This window comes from Sorangium sp. So ce834, assembly GCF_051521425.1.
GTDB lineage: Bacteria > Myxococcota_A > Polyangia > Polyangiales > Polyangiaceae > Sorangium > Sorangium cellulosum_D.
This window is the reverse complement of sequence record NZ_CP150351.1, coordinates 11,859,028-11,877,630: the sequence shown is the minus strand read 5'-3', so window position 1 is coordinate 11,877,630 and position 18,603 is coordinate 11,859,028. Positions and strand designations below refer to the sequence as shown.

The following is an 18,603-nucleotide window of genomic DNA, read 5'->3' as shown; positions in this document are numbered from 1 at the left end:
CTCGACAGGCGCTGACGTCGCCGCCGAGCCCACCGGGATCGAGGACGAAGCGGCGCCGTTCCCGGCCGGGGCGCTGTGGGGCCGCCTGGTAAAGCTGAACTGCTCGCGTCGCGCTGCCGAAGGGCCATCGCCTCGCGAAGCGAAGGGCGCTGCGCATCGCCGACCTCGAGAACGAACGCTTCTTTTGGACGCGTCGCCTGGTCAGCCCGCCCCTGTACGACGCCGTCGTGTCCGCGTTCGGCGCTCGAGGGCGGTCGCTGGTGATCCACGAAGAGGACGACGTCGAACCGTTGCTCACGCTCGTCGCGAGCGGCGAGGGCCTCACCTTCTTCTCCGAGAGAGCGGCTCAGGGTGCTGGCGCGCGGCGCGCGCACGCGAGCCGGTTCGGGGCCCCGAGGCACGAGACCGTCGTGGCCGGCGCCGCGACGCGATGCGCCGAGCATGAACGCGCAGCATCGTCCCTGGTGACGCGGCGCCAATTTTCTGCTCGAATGAAGGCATACCACGTTCATGGCATCAGGTCCGCCGCGCCGCCGAGGACGTCGGGGCGGGCGCGCCTCGGTGACGTTCAGGCTCGTGGGTTGTACTTGTCTTGCGGAGGTAACCTATGAGGTTTGCGCGACACAGCAGCGGACGGTCTTTCCGCACGACGCCGAGCGCGGGTTCGACACGACCGGGCAGCAGGTCTTCTTCGAGACCACGCCGCCGAGCTCGAGCGTCTCGTTCGTCTCGGTCGCGGTGGGCGACGTGAACCACGACGGACGCCAGGACGTCGCCGCCGTCACGCACGAGCACACCGACGGGCCGATGCGGGTCTGGATCCTGCGTTTCGGCGTCGGCGTCACCGATTTCGACTGTAACGGGTGCCCTGACGTCGTGGGCGCCCAGCGCGACGGTCTGGTCGTCTTTCGCGGTCGCGGCTGCGCGACGGCGCCTTGAAGGCTCCACCATGATTCTCCCCAAGAAACGTGATCCACGGTTCATCACCATCCGCCGCGGAGGGCTCCTGGACGACGGCACCCATCACGCGCTGGCGATCTGGGCCGCGGATTGCGCGCAGCACGTCGTGAGGTTCTTCGATGAATACAGGCCAGACGACGACCGGCCGCGCAGGGCGATCGCGCTCGTGCGGGCGTGGACCCGGGGCGAGGCCACGATGAGAGAGTGTCACAACGCGGCGTTCGCCTCCAACGCCGCGGGCCGCGAGGCGCCCCCCGCCGCCAAACTGGCCGCCCTCTCGGCGGGTCAGGCCGTGGCGGTGGCGCATGTAGCCGCCCACGAGCTAGGGGCTGCGGCGTACGCCATCAGGGCCGCCAGGGAAGCCGCACCACCGGGCCAAGGGGACGCGGCCGCGCGAGCCGAACGCCAGTGGCAGTGGGAACAGCTGCCCGACGCGATACGAGCGCTCGTCCTCGACGACCAAAAACTGCGAAACGCGCTCTGTTGGAACGTGTTCGTCGACTGAGCCGACGGCGCTGCCTCTATCGTACCCCCGGTCCATCGTCCACGGCGAACCACGTCTGGACGACCGATCGCCCCATCGACGAGGTCGCGGCGGGGGTCCAGGGGCGCAGCGCACCCGGCCCTCGGACAGCGTCGCGACGCACGTCGTCGAGGACGTCGAAGGGACGCGCTCACTGAGCCTGCACGTAGAGCGAGAACGGGAAATTGCCTTGCCCGTCGACGAAGGTCGCGTCAGGGACGTCGATCACGAATTCGTGCATGCCGGCGCTCGCGGCCCCCCACGGGACGATCCGCGTGTCGATCGCGTCGCCAGGGCACCAATTGCTGAACGACTGCCACTCTTCGTCCGACCGCGGGGACCGCCCGTAGATGCCATTGCTCTGGGTATTGTACTTGCGAAACGGCTCGCACGACGTGCGTCCGGGCCTGTACTGCAAGGCGAGCTTGCCGTCGATGTACACGTGATGCTCGCGGCGAATATACTCCTCGCCGCCCTGGTTGGCGCCGTGATTCGACGTGATCAGCACGAGCTGCGCATTCTGTGTAGCTGCCGGCAGCTCGAAGCGGACGGTCTTGCGGGTCGTGCCGACCTTGTCGCTGGCGCCCATGGCGTAATTGTTGAATTCCTCGCCGATCGCCAGCGGCAGCAGGACGCTGAAGTCCTGGGCCTCCTGCGTGCTGTCGGTATATAACAGCAGCGATCCGAGCTGCGTGTCATTGCGACCAGCGCAGCCGGCGACCTCGTCGTTCGCGGCGTAAGGCACGCCGAAGATGCTCAACTCGAACCAAAAATCGTGCGCGGCCAGGAGGTCGGGGTCTTTCAAGATCGGTACGAGGTTGCTGGCCTCCCATTCGTAGGGGACCGTCGTCGGCTGCTTGTTCATGTCCATGAAGGGCGTGACGAACCGCGCGACCTCGATCCGGTCGACCTCGGCGGGAACGTAGGTCTGGGCACCCTTGGGGACCAGCGCCAGGTTGACCGAGCCGAGTCGATCGTAGTTGTCGCACCGCGCTCCCACGACCACGCGGACCTTCAGGGTGGTTTGGACCTTGGCGAGCAGCTCGTCGGTCAACCTGGTCGCAACCAGCGAGTTGTCGTGGCGGATCACGCCGTCCGGGATCGGTTCGTCGACCGTCGCGGCGTAGCCGTCGTAGAACACGATGTTCTCCAGCACCGGGAGCTCCTCGGGATCCCGGGGCGGCACGTCGCCGCCGCCGCCGCTGGCGTCACTGCCGCCGCTGGCGTCACTGCCGCCAGTGCCCGCGCTGGTCCCGGTCGCTGCGCTCGTGCTCCCGGTGCCCTCGGCGGCCCCGGTGCCTCCGCCAGTACCCACGTCGGAGGGCTGTTCCTTCGTGCACGCGGCGAGCAGGGCCAAGAGACAGAAGTATGGGATCGCGCGACGCTGGCTCATTCGCCAAACTTATCAGATCGCCGCTTCGACGTCGCCCTGGGCGGTCGGGTCGGTCGAACGGGAGCTCTTCGAGGGGCGCGGCGACGAGCACGACCAGGAGCGGCGCGGCGACGAGCACGACCAGCGCCGGGACGACGAGCGCCCGGCGTATTTTTCGCACGGTGCTGGTGACGCTCGTCGCAGCGGAATACAGAGGACCGATCTCCGGGTGGAGCCGGCAGGGAGCCCCATGACGGCCTTTAGATCGTCGTCTGGGTACGACCCGGAATCACCAGGCAGACGATCTCCGATCTCCAGGCATACGACGTCCTCCGTCGACCGGTTCACCAGATGATGCCCGTCGGGATCTCCCCCCGGGAACCCCATGCACATGCCGAGGTGGAGCGTTGTCTCTCCGGCATCGGTGATGAGCGTGGGATGACCTGAAAGGATGTAGATGTGCTCGTCCTGGACCGACGTGCTTTCATGCGCGCACTGCCGTGGAGATCCGAAGCAGCCACGCCCTACGTCGGCGCCAGCCGCTTGTCAGACTGTATCCTCGGGCTCGCTCTCATAGTCCAGAGGCTCCTCCTGAACATGACGTAGCCATTGAGCGAGCTGGGGCGCGTAGTGCGTGTAGCCGAGATCGCCGCATACTACACCCGTTGCCGCCATCGGCAACGTCTCCTCCAGCCACGTTTGGAGCGCCGCCACGGAAGGCATCCGCGGTGAGCGTGCGTGCTTGGTGTAACCCTCGACGTCGCCGTACAACGAGAAATAGACATCGTGGACGGCATACTCGACGGTCCCGTCACTTCTCGCATGCCGCATCACACGGGGCTGGTAGTACTGGCCGGAAGCCTCGATGCGCAGCTCGGCAGCACGGCTCCGCGCCACGGACGCGGCGGCATGGTGTGCTGCCGACGCTCGCACTTCGGCCAGTCGTTCACACCATGCGGCGCCCCGCTCGAGCGTACCTCGTGACGACTCGCGCCAAAGACTCAGCGCCTCCTCGAGCAGCTTCGCGGCAGATTCAAGACCGCCGGCGCTCGCCTCGATCTCGGCACAGCGCGCGAGCCGTGCTGCAAGCTCATCCGGTGAAACGTGATTCTTTCGCAGCAGGTCGATCAGACGACCGTAGAGCGTGGACGCCTCTACCCACCGCTCTCGGTCGCAGAGGTAGTCGGCGATCGACTCGAAGGCGTGCACGCGCTCCGCTCCTTCGGTCTCCGCCTCCGCGCAACGGATGGCCTGTCGAACGAGCTCGTCAGCACGTGTCGGGTCGCCTCGGTGGTTCCATCGTGCATCATCCAGCAGAGCCTTCCACGCCATGGTTTCACCAAATCACCGGCACCAGTCCAACGTGCCCGTAAGAACGCGGCGCGCGCTAGGCTCGTCGCGCATTGGACACCCATGCCTCCAGCTGCGTCCGCTTTCGTGGAGCCATGCTTAGAGCGGGGTTCGCGAGCGCTTCGCGAACCAGGGGCCCCACCGCTGCTGCAACATCGTATATCCACGTGCTTCCGCCGCCGTCGGCATCACGAAGTGCCGCCGAAACAACCTCGGTGGCGAGCCGCAGGCGCTCGATCCCGCCCGAGCGGAACAGCTCACACAGACGCGACGGAGCGATGGGAATATCAGCGAGGACGTTCGCGGCGACGTGCCAACGAATGCGCCCAGCGCTGGCTGCCTCGAGAAGAGCGGCCTCCGCGCTCGGCGACCTGAAGCGCGCGAGCCCGTAGGCGGCACCTTCGCGAGACGCCTGCTTCGGGGCGTCGCGGAGGAGCATGCAGAGGTCCGAGAGGGCATGTTCGCCAAGAATCTTCGCAAGCGCGGGACCAGCGTAGCTCTCGGCGAGCATCCCGGGGGCGCTCAACAGAATCTCGCGAACCAAGGCGTAGCCAACCTCGTGGCCGATGCAGCCGAGGAGATGCGCAACCAACCAGGGTGGGGCCTCTCCGGCGCGATAGGCGTCCACGAGAGCGCCGGCAGCGTCGGCGTCGGGCGCACGCCGCCCAAGCTCTGCCGCGACGTGCTTGAACCTCGCATGATCCGCGAGCGCGGCGGCGACGAGCTTGGTGGACGTGTCTGACATCATGGATTCACCCTCGTCTGCTTGCTCCTGCGCCATGCCTGTACAACGAATTCCGAGTCGAGCCGCGAGCGGGTATGGCCCGCCCGCCGGATCAGGTTCGATGTCCGGCGGCTCTTTCACGCCGCCGAATCTTGAAGCGCTTGCTCGTAGATCCCTCGCAGGTGCGGAGATGGCCATTTGTGGTTGTATTCGTCCAAATACATGAGCAGCTCCCTCTCTGCGCCGTCGTGCCAGCGGCAAAGGAGGTCCGGGATCTCGTGTATGGCTTCCCAGAGGTCATTGATCTGTCGCCGGGAGACCTCCTCGTGAAGCGTCCAGTTGCGCGTCGTGTACGATGCCACGTGGAGAACGCGTAGGGCTGCGCGCAGGGTTGGCTCCGGTGCCATCCTTCTAATCATGCGCCCGCCTGCATCCTCTCGAGAGGATCCGTCGTGCTCGCTCCGGATTGAAGCGGCCGCTTGGATGAACTGCTGGTCCCATTGGATGCCTTCTGTGACCGATGCCAACTCGTCGAGATGGCAACCGGAATGTGAGGCTGATCGCCACCCGGCGCGCCCCGAGCCAGCCGTCGATGTCGTGGAGGTTGTGCGCCATACGGCTCTCCGCTTTATCTTAGCCTCAAAACGGCAGATGGCGGATGGCTCGCGCGGATGGCCGACCGCGATGGAGATCGCCTTCGCGCGCCGGCCGCTCGGCGCCGGCAAGGGGCGCGCGCTCCGTCCACGCTCCACGCTCCACGCTCGCGCGAGATCCCCGTCGGCCAGGGACCTCCAGAAATTGGGCGGCGCCGCGAAAATTCTGCTAGGGGGGGCTCATGATCATCGCGCTCACCGGACAGAAGGGTGGGATCGGCAAGAGCACCACGGCCGTGAGCCTCGCCGTGGCCGCGCTGGCGAAGGGCCGGCGCGTGCTCCTCGTCGACGCCGATCCCCAGGGGACCGTCCGTACGTGGGGCGACGTGGCCGCCGAGGCGGGGCACGAGACCCCGACCGTCATGGCCATGGGCGCCTCGATGCACAAGCCGGGGCAGCTGCCGGACGTCGCCGCCGCGTACGACCTCACGGTCATCGATTGCCCCCCGCGTCACGGCGAGATCGCGCGGTCGGCCCTGATGGTCGCCGACGTCGCCGTCTATCCTTGCGGCCCCACGGCCGCGGACGCCTGGGCCCTCACCGCCGCGATCGAGGTGTTCCGCGAGGCCGCGGCGCTGCGGAGCGCGCTCAAGGGCTGCATCCTCATCACGCGCAAGCAGGGCCGCACGGCCCTCGGCAAATCGGCGCGCGCGGTGCTCGAGACGTCGGGCCTGCCGGTGCTCGCCACGGAGCTCGGCTATCGCATCGCCTACCAGGAGTCCCTCGCCTGCGGGCAAGGGGTGACGGGCTACGCGCCGCGGGACGCCGCGGCCAAAGAGATCACCCACCTTCTCGAAGAACTGGAGAAGCTTCATCATGGCGAAAAAGCAAGTCGCGGTCTCGCTAAGAAAGCCGCCGTCGCCTGAAAAGGTCGACGCGTTCGTCGCGGGCGGCGAGGGCGGCGCGCCGGCCCACGACGCGGTGAAGTCGAGGCCCGCCGCCGACAGGCGAGCGCACGACGACAAGACGGCCGAGGCGAAGCAGGAGCGAGCGCCGGAAGCGCGAGCGCCCGAAGCGCGGGCGCCCGAGGCGCCGCCGAGCGCCGAGCCGCCGCCGTCCGTCGCGCCGCCGCCGCCGCCGCCGCAGGCCAGCGCGGCCGCCGAGCCCCAGGCGCTCGCCACAACCGCGGAGCCGCCGGCCGTCCCGCCGATGCTCGTCGGCAACGACGGCCGCTCGCGGCGCGCGGTCACGGTCTACCTCCCCGACCCGCTCGCGGACCGGCTGCTGCTCCACTGCATCGAGCACGACCGCGACGTGAGCAACCTGGTCGGCGAGGCGGTCGAGGTGCACCTCGACAGGCGCCTCGGGCCGGCGCCGGTCTCCGCGGCCCCCGCCGGCGGCGGCGCGGCCGCCGCGCACGATGCCGCGCCGCCGGGCCCGAGCTACCGCGCCGAGCCGTTCCGCGCCGAGCCGTTCCGCGCCGAGCCGTTCCGCGCCGCGGACACCCGCCCGAAGGGGCGCGTCGGCCGGATGGTCCAGGTCGGGCGGGTGCTGATGACCCTGTGGCGACAGCGGCCCAGGGCGAGCTGACGCGAGCGCCCGGACGCGCGGCGCGACTCCCCCTCTCGAACCCGAACGAACCCCGGCGCCGACCCTGAACGAACCCCGGCGCGGACCGCCGCTCCGGGGTGGCCGGACAGCCGTTGACGGCGCGCGGGGTTAAATAAACAAGGATTTTCCTGTCTAGCCCCTATCTCGACGCGGCGGTGAGCCTCTCCGGTCCAAACAGGCCATCCGCCGTTCTGCCGAGTTTCAGCGCGCAGCCCGCGTCCAGCATCCAGACGGCATGACGCGCGTCGCCGCGGGCGCGGTCACACAGGCCGCTCCGCGGGGGCGCCCGCGCGGCCGCGGACAGGCGCTCTGTCGCGCTCGCGCCGGTCGCTCGCGGCCAGACGCGGTGAGCGCAATCACCGCGCTGTCGTGAGCGCGGGCCGCGCCCGCCGGGCCGACGCCGCGCCTTCCGGGGGGGACGTTGACATTCATGGGGTGACCGGGCAGGCTCTGAGTCGCCGCGACGCCGCGCGAGAAGCGCACTGCTCCCGCCGCCGAGCGCGCCGTGGCTCCAGCGTCACGGGGCCGTTCGCCGCGGCGGCGACTGACCACCAGGACGAGCGATGACCCAGCATGTTCGGGACGAGGGGACGACCGCGCGTGGGCTCAACCAGAAGGAGGCGCACGTGGCGAAGGAGGCGCAGGTCTCGTCCGACGCCGGTCGCTCCGTCCACGCGATGTTCCTGGAGGCGCCCATCGCCATCGCGGTGTTCCGTGGCCCCGACTGGGTGATCGATTTCACGAACCGGCTCGCGCAGCGGCTCTTCCGCGACCGCACCACCGTGGGCAGGCGCCTCTTCCAGTGCGCCCCGGAGCTCGCCGGCTCCCAGCTGGCCGAGCTGCTCGAGCGGGCCTACGGCTCGGGCCAGCCCGCCGCCGCGTGCGAGCTCCTGATCCTGCTCGACCGCGGCGCCGGTGACGGGGCGCTGGCCGAGGGCTATTTCAACGTGACGCTGCAGCCCATCCCGGCCGGCGCCGGCGGGGCGCACAGCGTGGTGCTCTTCGCGGTCGAGGTCACCGACCAGGTGCTCGCGCGGCGCCGCATCGAGCAGCTCGCCGAGCAGCTCGAGCACGAGCGCCACAAGCTGGAGCAGATCATCCAGCAGATGCCCCACGCGGTGTACATCGCGGAGGCCCCCTCGGGGCACCTCGTGATGGGCAACGCCCAGGGCGCCGCGCAGCTGGGCCGCCCCTTCGTCGCGTCGGAGGACGTCGAGGCGTACAGCGCGGCCTACCGCGGCTTCCACGGGGACGGCCGCCCCTACGCGCCGCACGAGTGGCCGCTCGCGCGCGCGGTCCTGAGCGGCGAGCTCGTCCGGGCCGAGCCGGTGGAGATGCTGCGCACCGACGGCACCCGCGCCATCATCGAGTACAGCGCCGCGCCCATCCGCGACGCCTCGGGGCAGATCGTGGCCGGCGTCGTGGTGGGCGTCGACGCGACGGAGCGGATCCGCGCCCTGCGCGAGGAGCGGCGCCGCAGCGAGCAGCTCAAGGGGCTCGCCGAGGCGTCGCTCGCCGTCAACTCGGCGACGTCGCTCGACCGGATGCTCGCGGAGATCACCGAGCGGGCGCGCGCGCTCATCGGGGCGCACCAGTCGGTCATCAGCATGACCGACGACCAGAACTGGGCGCACGCCATCAACGCCGTCAGCCTGTCGGACAAGTACGCCGCGTACCGCGGCTACGACGCGAAGAGCGACGGGAGCGGGATTTACACGCTGGTCTGCGAGACCAACAAGCCGCTCCGCATGACGCAGGCCGAGCTCGAGGCGCACCCGGCGTGGCGGGGCTTCGGCGGCGAGGCGGCGCGCCACCCGCCGATGCGCGGCTGGCTCGCGGCGCCGCTCATCGGGCGCGACGGCAGGAACCTCGGGCTCATCCAGCTCTCGGACAAGGAGGAGGGGGAGTTCACCGGCGACGACGAGTCGATCCTGGTGCAGCTCGCGCAGCTCGCCAGCGTGGCCATCGAGAACGCGCGGCTGCGCGAGGAGGCGCTCGCCGCCGAGAAGCGCTTCCGCTCCATGGTCGAGGCGACCGCGGTCGTCGTCTGGCGGACCGATCCGCGCGGCCACGTGGTGGAGGACTCCCCGTCCTGGCGCGGCTTCACCGGGCAGCGCCACGAGGAGTGGGTGGGCTACGGCTGGCTCGACGCCGTCCACCCCGACGACCGCGAGCGGGCGAGCGACGCGTGGCGAGGGGCCGTCGCGTCGAGGGCGCGGTACGAGGTGGAGTACCGGCTGCGCCGGCGCGACGGCTCGTGGGCCCACACCGTCGCGCGCGGCGTCCCGCTCATCGCGGACGACGGCTCGATCGACGAGTGGGTCGGCTGCAACGTCGACGTGAGCGACATCCGGCGCGCCGAGGAGGCGTTCCGGGTCCAGCACCGGCTCGTGCGCACCATCGCCGAGAACGCGACGCTCGGCCTGTTCATGATGGATGCGCACCAGCGCTGCACCTTCATGAACCCGGCGGCCGAGAAGATCACCGGCTTCACGTTCGACGAGATCCGGGCGCTCGATCGCCCCCTGCACGAGATCGTGCACCACACGCGGCCGGACGGCAGCCGCTATCCCATGGAGGAGTGCCCGATCGACCGGGCGCTGCCGCGCAAGAGCCAGGAGCAGGGAGAGGACGTCTTCGTCCGCAAGGACGGCTCCTTCTACCACGTGGCCTTCACCGCGAGCCCGATCCTCGACGGCGACGTCCCCGTGGGCACGGTCATCGAGATCCGCGACATCACCGAGCAGAAGCGCGCCGAGGCGGAGCGCGAGCGCCTCATCGCCGCGCTGGAGCGGAGCAACAAGGAGCTCGACCAGTTCGCGTACGTGGCCAGCCACGACCTGAAGGCGCCCCTCCGTGGCATCGCGAACCTGACGCAGTGGATCGAGGAGGACCTCTCGGGGACGCTCCAGGGCGAGTCGCGCGAGCACATGAGCCTGCTGCGCGGCCGCGTCCGCCGGATGGAGGCGCTCATCGACGGGATCCTCGACTACAGCCGCGCCGGTCGGGTGCGGCACGCGGCGGAGCCGGTCGACGTGGGCCAGATCCTCGCGGACGTCGTCGAGCTGATCGCGCCGCCGCCCGAGGCGAGCGTCGAGGTCGCGCCGGGGCTGCCGGTGCTGCGGACCGAGCGGATCCCGCTGCAGCAGGTGTTCATGAACCTCGTCAGCAACGCGCTCAAGCACGCGCGGCGCGCCGACGCGCGCGTGCGGATCGGGCACCGCGACGCCGGCCTGCTCCACGAGTTCTTCGTCGAGGACAACGGGCCAGGCATCGCCCCGGAGTTTCACGAGCGCGTCTGGGGCCTCTTCCAGACGCTCGAGGCGCGCGACAAGGTCGAGGGCACGGGAATCGGGCTGTCCGTGGTGAAGAAGATCGTCGAGAGCCGCGGCGGACGCATCTGGATCGAATCGTCCCCAGGACAGGGCGCGATCTTCCGCTTCACCTGGCAGAAGCGCGATCCGAGCGATCCCTGAAACGTGGCGCTCGCGCCGCGGAGAGCGAAAGTGGCAGGCTCAGCAGCTGTGCGAGAGCTCGTCATTGGAGTTGAACCCGACGGACCGGTGGTCCAAGCTCGAACGATGAGACGCCTCGAGAGAGCCTGCGCGGGTAGGGGCAGGTCGGAGTGCGTCCAGGCTCACCGGCGGCCGCGAGACCTCCGCGGCGGTCGCCGTGCTGCACTGGGAATTGCCGCGGCGGCGATCGCGCGGAGGTTGACGTTCACGTCCTCCTCGCCAAGGAGATCCAGGAGACCATGAGCGTCGAAGAAAAACTCCTCAACATCCTCCTCGTCGAGGACGACGAGGTCGATGTGATGAACGTCCGACGGGCGTTCAAGCGCAACAACATCTCGAACCCCCTCTGGGTCGCCGGCAACGGCGTGGAAGCGCTGGAGATGCTGCGCAGCGGCGCCATCCCCGTGGAGCGCCGGCTGATCCTGCTCGACCTGAACATGCCGAAGATGAACGGCATCGAGTTCCTTCGCGAGCTGCGGGCCGATCCGGATCTCGTGGCCACGTCGGTTGTCGTGCTGACCACGTCGAACGACGATCGCGACAAGGTGGGGGCCTTCAACCTCAACGTGGCCGGTTATCTCCTCAAGCCCGTCACATTCCTCAGCTTCGTTGAGCTCATGGCAGCGCTCAACAAGTACTGGAGACTCGTCGAGCTACCTTAGCGAAACTCGCCGGCTTTCTGCCCCTCTCGCGAGGGGCGGTGAGGCGGCGATACGCGCGGCGCCCCGCGTTATCGCGCGTATCGCGATAACGCGGCGCTGGCTACTTGCTCCGCTTGACCACGCCGAGCGCCTTCTGCGCCGCCTTGATGGCCGCCTGCGCCTCCTTGCCCTCCGCCCCCGCGAGCGCCGCCGCGATCGCGGTCGCGACCTCGCGCCGGCTGTGCGGGTGCACGTCGGCGAGCTTCAGGTAGAGCTGCGCCTTCTCGGCGAAATCGGCGTCGCCGCGCCGCGCCTCGATCCGCTCGAGCAGGCAACCCGCCACCGCGGTGTCGTCCATCTTCTTCAGCGCGTCGAGCGCCGCCGCCCGCTTCGCGAGCTCCGGCCGCGCCTCGATGAGGTCCACGAGCGGCGCGAGCGCGACGGGGCCGAACGCGCGGATCGCGTCCGCCACGATGCCGGGCTTGTACCCCTCGGCGTACGCCGACAGCAGCTCGCTCAGCCCGCGGACGTCGCCCAGGTAGCCGAGCGCGTACGCGGCGATCTTCGCCTCCCGCTCGTCCTCGCCGCGGCTCGCCAGCATCCGCGCGAAGGTCTCGACCATCTCGACGTCGCCGAGCTGGGCGAGCGCGTACGCGGCCTCCTCGCGCACGCCGCGCGCGGCGTCCGCGTAGAAGGCGCGGCGGAGCGCGGGGAGCGCGGCGAGGTCGCCCAGCTCGGCGAGCGCCTTGAGCGCCTCGAGCCGCTCCTCCTTGGTCGGCGCCGCGCCGAGCGCCTTCGCGAGCTCCTGCACCCGCTCCATCCGGGCGGCGCGGCGCGCGCGCACCGCGGCCCCGCCCGGCCCGGCCGCGTCGGCGACGTCGAGCGCGTCGCGGGCGAGCGCCCGCAGGCCGGCGTCCTTGGCGTGCTCCGCGACCCGGCCGAGCATCGCCGCGGCCTCGGCGCGGGCCGGGCCGCCGTGCTGCACGACCGCCTGCAGCACCCGCACCGCGGTCAGCTTGGCCACGCGGCCGGCCTTCACCGTGAGCGCCTTCTCCGCGGCCGCGAGCGCCTCGGCCCCGAGCGGCGCGAACGTCCGCGCGATGGTCGGCGTCGCGGTGCCGTCCGCCCAGATCGGGAAGATGCTCCGGACGAGCTCGCCCGGCGGCAGCGACGCGTAGTAGCGCGCGTGGTGGACCGCGGCGACGTAGCGGCTCATGGCGCCGGCGGCCCGGCGCCGCGCGACCTCGTCCGGGGGTAGCGTCTCGTCGGGCCGCGCCACGGCGACGCTCTCGTAGGTCGGCACGCGCTCGATCGCCCCGCCGGCGCGATCGATGTGCGTCGCGCCGGCGAGGCGCACGAGCGCCATCTCGAGCACCTGGTAGAGCTTGATGAAGTCGTCGAGCCGGTCCGCTGGATCGGGCCGCTGCGGCAGGGCCTGGAGCAGCGCGGCCTGCTTCTCGAGGCGGAGATCGCGGAGCCGCTCGGCGAGCGGGTCGATCGCGCGGGCGCTGAGCCCGGTCAGCCCGGTGGCGAGCGCCTCGGCGAGCTCCTCGCGCACCTCGCCGAGCGCGATGGCCGCGGGCGAGGCGCCCGCCTCGCGGGCGGCGGCGTTCCACGCGGAGCCCTCGAGCGGCCCGCTCCGCGCGGCGGCCCCCTGCTCGACGACCGGGAGCAGCGAGAGGCCGAGCGGGCCCTCGACGATGGCGGCGAGCGGCCACAGGTTGGGCAGCGCGGCGTCGATCCCGACGTCGCCGAGCAGCGCGCGCAGCCGGGCGTCGCGGAGCGAGCCGGCGAGCCGCTCCTCGAGCGCCGGGTCGTCGGGCAGGTGGAGGGCCTCGCCCTTGTCGTCGACCGCCGAGAGCCGCGCGCCGCGCGCGAAGAGCGTGTCGATGCGCACGGCCACGGGCACGAGGTCGGGCGCGAAGACGTCCTTGCGGTGCTCCTGGAGCGCCGCGAGCGCGGCGCCGACGTCGGGCAGCGCCCGCGCGAGCACGGCGTCGAGGGCGCCGGCGTCGAGCGGGCGCTTGTCGCCGAGGTCGGTGAAATCGAGCCGGAGCGGCGGGTAGCCGGGGTAGGTCGTCGCCCGCGCCCCGGCGAGCACCTCGCCGGCGAAGCTCCGCTTCGGGTCGCCCCGCTTCGCCATGAACGCCGGGACGATCTGCTTTTCGCTGAAGTGCCGGCCGGACTCGAGGTCGAAGAAGCGGCTCTCCCGGATGACGAAATCGTCGCTCGTGGTCCGCGTCGAGAAGGCGTACTCGACGAGCGTGAGCCCGTCCGCGGGCTTGCGGTCGGACGCCTTCCACGTCTTGCCGACGAGCTCCTCGACGTGGCGGTCGTCGAGCGGCTCGCCCGCGAGGTGCTTCTCGAGCTTGCGGGCGGTGAGCAGGAGGTCGGCGATCAGGTTCGCGTAGGCGACCGCCGGGAGCGCGCCGCGGCGAGCGCCCGCCTGAGGACCGCCCGCGGCCTGCGGACCCCGCGCGGCTTTATCAACGACGCGCGCGCCCGCGGCCTGCCCCCGCAGCAGCGCGGCGAGGTCGAGCGTCCGGGCCGAGAGCCGCCGGAGGCGGTTTTCCCGGAGCCCCTCGGCGAGCTTCTCCATCTGCTCGATGCGGTCGGCCCCGATCGTCGCGACGCCGGCCACGCCGAGCTCGCGCACGAGCGTGCTGACCTGCTCGACGCCCGATTTCATCAGCGCCTCTGGCTTCGCGGCGCCCTTCTTCACGCTCTTCCGCGCGGTCTCCCCGCCCGGCGCGCCGGGCGGCGCCGCGTCGCTCACGGCGAACGACTCGGGCGCGCGCGCCCAGGCGACGAGCAGCGCCGCCGCGTGCTTGCAGAACGCGGTGTTGAAGGTGCGCGCCGGGCAGGTGCAGCGCCCCTTGAACCCGGGCGCCGGCGCGTCGCTGTAGACGAGCGTCACCTTGTAGGGCGACGCCCCCGAGCCCCGGGCCTCGCAGAACAGCTTGTTCTCGTAGCGCGCGAGGTTCAGGAGCTGCCCGCCGTCGTACAGCAGCGTGCCCTTCTTGAGCTCCCCCGCGTCCTGGATGAACGCCCGGAGCTCGGCGGCCCCGATGCGCTGCACCTCGCCCGGCGGCGCGCTCACCGCGCCTCCGCGGGCGAGCGCGCCGCGCCCGGCGCCGGGGGAAGTCCATCGTTCGGGAGCGGGGGAGCGGCGGCCGACATCGGCCTCTGAGCCTATCATGGGCCGCGGCGCCGGGGCTCCTGGCCCAGGCGCCCGGCCGGGGCCGCGGATCCCGGGCTCAGGCCATCACGCCCTCGGGTCAGAGCGCGGCGCTGGCGGCCTGCGCCTCGCCGAGGTGCGGGTAATCGACGAAGCCGCGCGGGCCGTCGGAGTAGAAGGTCGCGACGTCGGGCGCGTTGAGCGGCGCCCCGCGCCGCAGGCGCTCGGGCAGATCGGGGTTGGCCAGGAACGGCGCGCCGAAGGAGACGAGGTCCGCCGCGCCGCTCCGCAGCGCCCGCTCCGCGGTCTCCCGCGTGTAGCCGCCGTTCGCCATGAACGCGCCGCGGAACCGGTCGCGCAGGAGGGGCGACACCCGCTCCGGGGCGTCCGGCGGCTCCGCGGAGATCGGCTCGACGACGTGCAGATAGCCGATCTTGCGCGCGGAGAGCTCGGCGGCGACGTGGCCGAAGAGCGCCTTCGGATCGGAGTCGCTCATGTCGTTGAAATCGGCCCGCGGCGAGACCCGCACGCCGACCCGGTCGGCGCCGAACACGGCGGTCACGGCGTCGGTGATCTCGAGCAGGAACCGCGCCCGGTTCTGGACCGAGCCGCCGTACCGGTCCGTCCTCCGGTTCACGCCGTCGCGGAGGAACTGGTCGATGATGTACCCGTTCGCCGCGTGGAGCTCGACTCCATCGAAGCCGGCGGCCTTGGCCTGCCGCGCCCCGTGCTCGAACTGCGCGACGACGCCCGGGATCTCGTCGATCTCGAGGGCGCGCGGGGTGCTGTACGGCTGCGGGCCCTCGGGCGTGTGCGCGTGGCCCTTGCGGATGGCGACGGCCGAGGACGAGACGGGCGCCTGCCGGTTCGGCTGGAACGAGACGTGCGACGCCCGCCCGACGTGCCAGAGCTGCGCGAAGATGCGCCCGCCCGCCCGGTGGACCGCGTCGGTCACGAGCCGCCACCCCTCGACCTGCGCGTCGGTGTGGATGCCCGGCGTGCGCAGGTAACCGATGCCCTGCGGGCTGACCTGCGTGGCCTCGGTGATGATGAGGCCGGCCGAGGCGCGCTGCTCGTAATACCGCGCATGCAGCTCCGTCGGCACGTGACCCTCCGCGCGGCAGCGCGTCATCGGCGCCATGACGAGGCGGTTCGGCAGCGACAGGGGACCGAGCGCGAGCGGGCTGAACAGCAGGTCAGAGGCGGTGGTCACGATCGATTCTCCTTGCAAAAGAGACGTAGCTTCCGAAAGGGAAGTAGCATCCGTCGGACGAGCATCATGCGTCGTAGCTACCTCGTGTCAAGGCACTTCCTTTTTGGTAGTGACGAGGTCATGCTGCGCACGGGGACGAAGAATGAAGCACTCTTGCCAGCACCTCTGCGACAGGTTCCAGACGGCGATGAGCGTGCTCGCCAAGCCGTGGAACGGCCTGATCATCGCGACGCTTGAGGAGGGGGCGCTGCGCTTCGGCGAGATCGGCGAGCGGCTCGACGCGATCAGCGATCGGATGCTCTCCAGCCGGCTGAAGGAGCTCGAGGCGCTCGGCCTCGTGGAGCGGCGGGTGCTGCCCGGCCCCCCCGTCCGCGTCGAGTACGAGCTGACCGCCGCCGGGCGGGGGTTCGGCGAGGTGGCGCAGGCGATCTCGCGGTGGGGGGAGCTGCTCGCGGAGAGCGCGACGCGCGCCGGCGGGGCGAAGGGCGGCCCGCGCGCGGCCCGGCCCGGCCCGCGCGCGGCCAGGCCGCCCGGCCCGGCGGCGAAGCGCGCTCGGCCGCGCGCCGCTCAGCCACGCAAGGGCCCGTGACGGATGCCACGAGGGGTCCGCCAGATCCCGAATGTCACTCAGGGATAGCCTGATGCCGAGCCCTCGTGTGGCGAGGTAGCGAGATGAATGCCTCTACCGAGCTCGTGGAAGGCCTTGCCGCTCGGGGGAAATGATGATGTGATTCGAGGGCTTCGCACGATCGGAAGCCGCCGATGATGCGAGGCGTCAACGCGATGGCGTCCTCCGGGCGCCGCGGTGGATCGTCGTATGGCCCCGAAGCACCAGCGCCGACCCGCGGGGATGAGGCTCGCGCACCAGTTCTGGCTGTCGCTCGTTGTCCCGATCGCGATGGCGATCGCGGTGTATGGGCTGTTTTCCTCGGCGCACCGCAAACAGGTGCTGCGTCAGGAGGCCACGGCGGAGCTCCGGAATTACGCCACGCTGCTTCAGGCGTTCGTCGAGAGCGCGCTGCAGCGCAGGGACATCGCGCTCGTCCGGCGGCGCGCGGAGCACTTCGCGAGCGCCGAGCGCATCCAAGGCGTCGCCGCGTTCACCCGGGAGGGCGAGGCGGTCTTCATCACGGAGGGGGTCAAGGGGGAGCAGGAGCGCCTCGAGGCGCTCGCCCGCCGGGCGTTCATCGAGGGAGGGGACATCGAGGAGCGCACGAGCCTGGTCGGGCAGCCGGTGCTCGTCCGCACGGTCGCCATCCATCCGAGCAGCGCCAATCCACCGCTGGTGGCCGTCCTGGTGCGCGACCGGCATTATATCGAAGTGCTGGAGAGCTCGTTGAATCGGGGCCTGGCGGCGACCGGCGTCGTGCTGCTGCTGGTCAGCGCGGTCGTCGCCGGGGTCGTGGGTCGCTTCACCGTCGCGCTCCCTGCGAGGGCGATCCTCTCCGGGGCCGAGCGCGTGGCGAGCGGCGATCTCGACGCGGCCGTGCCCGAGAAGGGCGCGGAGGAGCTGTCGCGCCTGGCCCACGCGTTCAACACGATGACCTGGTCGCTCCGGGAGGCCCGGGCGCGTGCCGAGCGGGAGGAGATGGCGCGGGTGAACGTGGAGCGCAGGCTGCAGCAGGCGCAGGCGCTCGCCGCCGCGGGGCAGGTGGCGACCTCGCTCGGCCACGAGATCGGCTCGCCGCTGAACGTGATCCAGGGCCGCGCGCGCCGGGCGGCCGACCTGCCCGGCTGCCCGGAGCACCTGCGCGCCGAGCTGGAGACGATCGCGCGGCAGTCCGAGCGGATCACGCGGGTCGTCTCCCGCCTCGTCTCCCTCGCTCGGCCGTCGCGGCCGCAGCAGGGGGACGGCGATCTGCGGCGCGCCATCGACGATGTGGTCGCCTTCCTCGGCCCGGAGTGCAAGAAGCGCGACATCGAGACGAGCGTCGAGTGCCCGCGGGACAGCGGGTCGTGGGCGCGCGTCGCCCTCGACTCCGATCGCCTGTTTCAGGTGGTGTTCAATCTGTGCCTGAACGCCATCGAGGCCCAGGACGGCGGGGGCGAGCTCGTGGTGCGCGTCCTGCCCGAGTACGATGGTCCGGCGGGCTCCCGCGCGGTGTGCTTCGAGGTCGAGGACGCGGGGCCCGGGGTGCGCGCCGAGGACATGCACCAGATCTTCGAGCCGTTCTTCACGACGAAGTCGACCCGCGGTGGGAGCGGCCTCGGCCTCGCGATCGTCCAGGGGATCGTCCAGGAGGCGGGCGGCTCGGTCGAGGTCGCCTCCTCGCCGACCGGCGGGGCGCGCTTCCGGGTCACCCTGCCCACGGTCGCGTCCGCCTCGCCGTCGAGCCGGGACGCGAGCTCATCCGTGGGCATGCAGGCGAGCCCGGAGGCGAGCTCGGCAGTCGACGCGGAGGCGCGCCTGGCCATGGGCCCGGAGGCGAGGACAACAGGGGGCACGGAGGAAGGACAGAAGGGATGAGTTCGAGCTCACCGAACGTGTTGATTGTCGAGGACGACGACGACCTTGGCCGGTTCGTCGTTGACATCGCAACGGACCACGGCTATCAGGCGACGCACGTTGCCGATGCCCTGTCGGGCCTCCGCCTGCTCCCATCGGGCAAATTCGAGCTGCTGATCACGGACATCCGCATGCCGGGCATGGACGGCATCGAGCTGATCGCCCGGGCCAAGCAGCACGACCCGTCCCTGGCGGTCATCGCCATCACCGCGTTCGGCTCCGTCGAAACGGGGATGCGTGCCCTGCGCGTCGGCGCCTCCGATTACCTCTCGAAACCTTTCCGTTCCGATGAGCTAAGCTCTCGCATGCGGCGCGCGCTCGAGCGGCGCGCCCGCGAGATCGAGCACGCTCGTCTCCAGCGACAAGTCGAAGAAGTTCTGCGCCGCGGCAAGTCGTGAGACGGCGGCGCACCCGGGG

General features: G+C 71.1%; 15 protein-coding genes and 1 pseudogene. 10 read left to right on the top strand and 6 right to left on the bottom strand.

Annotation, left to right across the window (positions count from 1 at the left end):
- Positions 1 to 113 precede the first annotated feature (113 nt).
- Genes WMF20_RS43655 through WMF20_RS43645 form a run of 3 tightly spaced genes read left to right on the top strand, consistent with a single transcriptional unit; the run spans position 114 to position 1,465 of the window.
- Complete coding sequence (locus tag WMF20_RS43655; RefSeq protein ID WP_437617220.1) at positions 114 to 611, top strand: LysR substrate-binding domain-containing protein; 498 nt, start codon at positions 114 to 116, stop codon at positions 609 to 611.
- Positions 577 to 939: a hypothetical protein gene (locus WMF20_RS43650; RefSeq protein WP_437607678.1), complete on the top strand. Its 363-nt coding sequence runs from the start codon at positions 577 to 579 to the stop codon at positions 937 to 939. The genes WMF20_RS43655 and WMF20_RS43650 overlap by 35 nt, the downstream gene beginning before the upstream one ends.
- Positions 940 to 949: 10 nt before the next feature.
- A complete protein-coding gene (locus tag WMF20_RS43645; protein WP_437607676.1) occupies positions 950 to 1,465 on the top strand; it encodes a putative immunity protein in 516 nt (171 codons plus the stop codon).
- A gap of 169 nt (positions 1,466 to 1,634) precedes the next feature.
- On the opposite strand, the gene WMF20_RS43640 is transcribed toward WMF20_RS43645, so the two are convergent.
- The 4 genes and pseudogenes from WMF20_RS43640 to WMF20_RS43625 all read right to left on the bottom strand — a co-directional run bounded on the left by WMF20_RS43640 (position 1,635) and on the right by WMF20_RS43625 (position 5,070).
- Complete coding sequence (locus WMF20_RS43640) at positions 1,635 to 2,876, bottom strand: peptide-N-glycosidase F-related protein (RefSeq protein ID WP_437607674.1); 1,242 nt, start codon at positions 2,874 to 2,876, stop codon at positions 1,635 to 1,637.
- A gap of 228 nt (positions 2,877 to 3,104) precedes the next feature.
- A pseudogene (locus WMF20_RS43635) lies at positions 3,105 to 3,326 on the bottom strand (cupin domain-containing protein); the annotation flags it as partial.
- Between the two features lie 75 nt (positions 3,327 to 3,401).
- Entirely contained in the window at positions 3,402 to 4,064 is a 663-nt protein-coding gene (locus WMF20_RS43630) for a hypothetical protein (RefSeq protein WP_437607672.1), read from the bottom strand.
- Between the two features lie 178 nt (positions 4,065 to 4,242).
- Entirely contained in the window at positions 4,243 to 5,070 is an 828-nt protein-coding gene (locus WMF20_RS43625; RefSeq protein WP_437607670.1) for a hypothetical protein, read from the bottom strand.
- Positions 5,071 to 5,764: 694 nt separating this feature from the next.
- On the opposite strand from WMF20_RS43625, the gene parA reads away from it, so the two are divergent.
- The 4 genes from parA to WMF20_RS43605 all read left to right on the top strand — a co-directional run bounded on the left by parA (position 5,765) and on the right by WMF20_RS43605 (position 11,310).
- Positions 5,765 to 6,448, top strand: coding sequence for a ParA family partition ATPase (gene parA / locus WMF20_RS43620; protein WP_437607668.1), 684 nt, complete (start codon positions 5,765 to 5,767; stop codon positions 6,446 to 6,448).
- The gene (locus WMF20_RS43615) at positions 6,399 to 7,112 is read left to right on the top strand and encodes a hypothetical protein (RefSeq protein WP_437607666.1); all 714 of its coding nucleotides are present in this window, start codon (positions 6,399 to 6,401) and stop codon (positions 7,110 to 7,112) included. The genes parA and WMF20_RS43615 overlap by 50 nt, the downstream gene beginning before the upstream one ends.
- A gap of 584 nt (positions 7,113 to 7,696) precedes the next feature.
- A complete protein-coding gene (locus WMF20_RS43610; RefSeq protein ID WP_437607665.1) occupies positions 7,697 to 10,609 on the top strand; it encodes a PAS domain S-box protein in 2,913 nt (970 codons plus the stop codon).
- Between the two features lie 278 nt (positions 10,610 to 10,887).
- Positions 10,888 to 11,310, top strand: coding sequence for a response regulator (locus tag WMF20_RS43605; protein WP_129579780.1), 423 nt, complete (start codon positions 10,888 to 10,890; stop codon positions 11,308 to 11,310).
- 100 nt (positions 11,311 to 11,410) lie between these two features.
- On the opposite strand, the gene WMF20_RS43600 is transcribed toward WMF20_RS43605, so the two are convergent.
- Positions 11,411 to 14,389: a HEAT repeat domain-containing protein gene (locus WMF20_RS43600; RefSeq protein ID WP_437607663.1), complete on the bottom strand. Its 2,979-nt coding sequence runs from the start codon at positions 14,387 to 14,389 to the stop codon at positions 11,411 to 11,413.
- A 178-nt stretch (positions 14,390 to 14,567) separates the two neighbouring features.
- Positions 14,568 to 15,680, bottom strand: coding sequence for an alkene reductase (locus WMF20_RS43595; protein ID WP_437607661.1), 1,113 nt, complete (start codon positions 15,678 to 15,680; stop codon positions 14,568 to 14,570).
- Between the two features lie 142 nt (positions 15,681 to 15,822).
- On the opposite strand from WMF20_RS43595, the gene WMF20_RS43590 reads away from it, so the two are divergent.
- The 3 genes from WMF20_RS43590 to WMF20_RS43580 all read left to right on the top strand — a co-directional run bounded on the left by WMF20_RS43590 (position 15,823) and on the right by WMF20_RS43580 (position 18,584).
- Positions 15,823 to 16,269 (top strand): winged helix-turn-helix transcriptional regulator, encoded by a 447-nt coding sequence (locus WMF20_RS43590; protein WP_437607659.1) that lies wholly within the window; start codon positions 15,823 to 15,825, stop codon positions 16,267 to 16,269.
- Positions 16,270 to 16,497: 228 nt separating this feature from the next.
- Positions 16,498 to 18,147 carry an ATP-binding protein gene (locus WMF20_RS43585; RefSeq protein ID WP_437607657.1) on the top strand — a complete coding sequence of 550 codons (1,650 nt, stop codon included), beginning with the start codon at positions 16,498 to 16,500 and terminating at the stop codon, positions 18,145 to 18,147.
- Complete coding sequence (locus tag WMF20_RS43580) at positions 18,144 to 18,584, top strand: response regulator (RefSeq protein WP_044986901.1); 441 nt, start codon at positions 18,144 to 18,146, stop codon at positions 18,582 to 18,584. The genes WMF20_RS43585 and WMF20_RS43580 overlap by 4 nt, the downstream gene beginning before the upstream one ends.
- The last annotated feature ends 19 nt before the right edge of the window (positions 18,585 to 18,603 follow it).